At 30.7% G+C, this 3,297-nt stretch carries 4 protein-coding genes; 1 reads left to right on the top strand and 3 read right to left on the bottom strand.

The window, feature by feature from the left end; translation table 11 throughout:
- From VFS71_RS12065 to VFS71_RS12055, 3 genes are all read right to left on the bottom strand, one after another.
- A partial coding sequence (locus VFS71_RS12065; RefSeq protein WP_326401536.1) for a PAS domain-containing protein occupies positions 1-307 on the bottom strand: 307 nt, incomplete at its 3' end.
- Positions 308-533: 226 nt separating this feature from the next.
- Positions 534-1,766 (bottom strand): histidine kinase dimerization/phospho-acceptor domain-containing protein, encoded by a 1,233-nt coding sequence (locus VFS71_RS12060; protein ID WP_326401534.1) that lies wholly within the window; start codon positions 1,764-1,766, stop codon positions 534-536.
- A 12-nt stretch (positions 1,767-1,778) separates the two neighbouring features.
- Complete coding sequence (locus VFS71_RS12055) at positions 1,779-2,555, bottom strand: PAS domain-containing protein (protein WP_326401533.1); 777 nt, start codon at positions 2,553-2,555, stop codon at positions 1,779-1,781.
- A gap of 251 nt (positions 2,556-2,806) precedes the next feature.
- On the opposite strand from VFS71_RS12055, the gene VFS71_RS12050 reads away from it, so the two are divergent.
- Positions 2,807-3,297: TolC family protein (locus VFS71_RS12050; RefSeq protein ID WP_326401532.1), on the top strand; the 491-nt coding region annotated here is incomplete at its 3' end.

Raw genomic sequence — 3,297 nt, 5'->3', positions numbered from 1 at the left:
AAGTCTTTCCTTTTAAAAGATCTTGAAGCGCTTGCCTTGTTTTGGCAACATCTTCCGGGTAGATGTATTTGATATAGCTGTTCAGTAGTAATTCCCTTTTGGAATAGCCTAATTTTTTAATGAATACAAGATTGAATTCTTTAAAAAAACTATTTAAATCCGTAACGCAAATAAAATCAGAAGTTTCTCTGGTAAAAAATTCAAAATTAGGAATAGAATCTATTTTCCTTTGTAGTAACGAAATCTTATGCTCCTGTTTTTTTATTTTTTGCAATAATTCTTCAACTGATGGTATAGTTTCTTTCATAATCACAAAACAAAAATGAATTAATAGACAAAACCAAATAACAAAAAAAGTAGGTAACTAAAGATATGAAATTTATATCACATAATACATTAAGGAATAAATAATTAGAATCTACACAGAAACTACATTTGAACCAAATAAAAAATCTCCCTTAACTATTGATAAAGGAAGATTTTTTATTGCTTAGAAAATGTCTTTAAAAGAAAAAAATGATAAATCGTTAGTATTAGCTCTCCAACCATTTTGATAACACTTTTTCCAAATCAGATTGAACAATAGGCTTTGTAATATAATCAGACATTCCGTGTTCTATACACTTTTCTCTTTCTCCATTCAAAACTCCAGCTGTTAAGGCAATAACCGGAATATGCTTAGTTTTGTCTGATTTTCTGATTTCTAAAGTGGCATCATAACCATTTTGAATTGGCATTTGAATATCCATCAAAATTAAATCTGGCAAATTTTCTTCTGCCAAAGCTACTGCATCCTGACCGTTGGTCGCTTCTATCAGATCACAATTTTTTATAATTTTATTGACCAATGTTTTGGCCAAAAGCATGTTTATTTTATTGTCTTCAGCAATTAATACCTTAAAACTACATATTGAATTTGATAAATGAGAAGGCGGATTTTGAACAAAATCTCTTTTTACTTCCAAATTATTGGGCTTACACGGCATTTTATCATATGCAACAGTAAAAAAGAATTTACTTCCCATTCCGTGATTACTCTTTAATTTTAATTCACTGTTTTTTAATGCTAAAAGCTGGCTTGAAATCGCTAATCCTAGTCCTGTTCCTCCGTATTTTCTGGTAGTAGTATTATCAGCTTGAACAAATGATTGAAAAATTTTCTTTTGATTATAATCTTTAATTCCAATTCCGGTATCTATTACAGAAAACTTAATTTTCGAAAACATTTCTCCCTCTTCAACTTGTACCACTTGCAATTTGATATGACCCGAAAAGGTAAATTTCATCGCATTACTTAACAAGTTCACCAATATCTGCTTTAATCTGAATGAATCTCCATTGATACATTTCGGCACATTGGGATCAATATCAAGCAATAACTCAATTTTTTTATGATTGGCCTCGTATTTGAATAAATTTATAATTTGATTTGACAATTGAATAATATCAATTTCCTCACAATTCAATTCCAGTTTTCCAGATTCAATTTTTGAAAAATCCAGAATGTTATTGATAATTTCCATCAACGTATTGGCCGATTCATTGACCGTTTTGAGATATTCCAATTGGTCGTTATCAAATTTTGTTTTCAGCAACAAGTCCGTAAAACCTACAATCCCATTGAGTGGTGTCCTGATTTCATGACTCATATTGGCCAAGAAATCAGATTTTGCTTTATTGGCAGCTTCGGCTTTCTCTTTGGCTTTGATAGTGTCATCAATTTGTTTTTTTTGAGTAATGTCTTGAACTACTCCTTTTAATGCCACTACATTATTATTTTAATCGATTATGGGAACTCCAGTACAAAAAACCCATTTTGTTTTTTGATCTGCTAAAATAATTCGATGTTCCATTTCATAAGGAATCTTATTCGTGATGGTATTATATACATTTCTATTTAAACCCTCTACGTCTTCGGGTAAAAAAGAGGATAAATATTTGGCATATAGCTCCGAATCATTAGGAAGACTCTCTATTTCAAATATTTCATATAACTCATTGGACCAATTCAATTCTTGAGTCATTAAATTAAAATCCCAACTACCTATTTTAGCAATTTTCTGAGCTTCATTAAGTGATTTTTCACTAGACAAGAGTTTTTCCTGTGTTTTTCTAATCTCTGTAACATCTCGGGCTATAGCATATACTAAATTGTTGGTGGTATGCAAATTGGCTTTCCATTGCAAAAAAACCGTTTCTCCATTTTTTTTTATAAATCTATTTTCAAAAGCTATTGCAGGATAACTATAATTACTGACTAATTTTTTGATTGCTTCTAAAGTTTTTTCCAAATCATCAGGATGGATAAACTCAAGAAATGGTCTTGACAATAATTCCTCCCTTGAATAGCCCAAAACTTTGGTAAATCCATCATTGACTATTTTATAATACCCATTAGTGTCGCCGATGCAAACTAAATCAGGAGACTCTTTTACAAAATACTCAAAATTGGTAATAGCATTTTTTTCTTCATTTAACTCTTTAATAATTAATTCTTGTGCCTCAACTTTTTGGAGTAATTCATCATAGGTCAACTCCTTTTTCGTCTTTTCCATTATTAGAAATTAAATAATTAAATGTTTGCTATTCTAAAATTTTTATAAATATAGCACAGTCTTTCAGAAAAAAAAACACCTATTGAAAAAACACTATAATCATTTCAATTAATTTATATAAGTAGTATTATTTTGAGGCTTTCTCTATTGATATCATTTTTTTAAAAAATTACTTGCTATGACTGTGACAATTGTTACTGACTATCGTTTTTCATCATTCTAAATTTGCCTCATAATTTAGAAAATCAATTATGAAGAAAATCAATTTTATACTACTGGGAATTATTTCAATCACCTATTTTGGATATAGTCAAGATACAATAGCTATTTCTAAAAAAGACATTTGGGCAAAAGCGGCGGATAAAAATTTGCAAATTAAGATGGCCAATCAAGATTTCAAATCGGCACAGGCAGATTATCGCCAATCAAATTCGCTGTTCTTGCCTAATATTTCTGCTTCGCATACTTCAATGGCAACAACCAACCCGTTGATGGCTTTTGGTTCCAAATTGAATCAGGGAATTTTAACACCTTCCGACTTTGATCCCGCCAAACTGAACAATCCATCGCAAACCAAAAACTTTGCCACCCGAATTGATGTTTTGCAACCGCTTATCAACGTTGATGGATTGTATGGACGACAAGCCGCCAAATCCAAAATGGATGCTTACCAATTGCAAACCGAAAGAACAAAAGAGTATTTGGAATTGGAACTCAACAAAGCTTTTATGCAATTGCAAAT

This window comes from Flavobacterium sp. (genome assembly GCF_035760125.1).
Lineage (GTDB): Bacteria > Bacteroidota > Bacteroidia > Flavobacteriales > Flavobacteriaceae > Flavobacterium.
This window is presented reverse-complemented; position numbering and strand designations above follow the sequence as displayed.

Excerpts from the sequence above, each read along its gene's own strand:
- VFS71_RS12055 (WP_326401533.1), bottom strand. The coding sequence starts at position 2,555 with ATGGAAAAGACGAAAAAGGAGTTGACCTATGATGAATTACTCCAAAAA.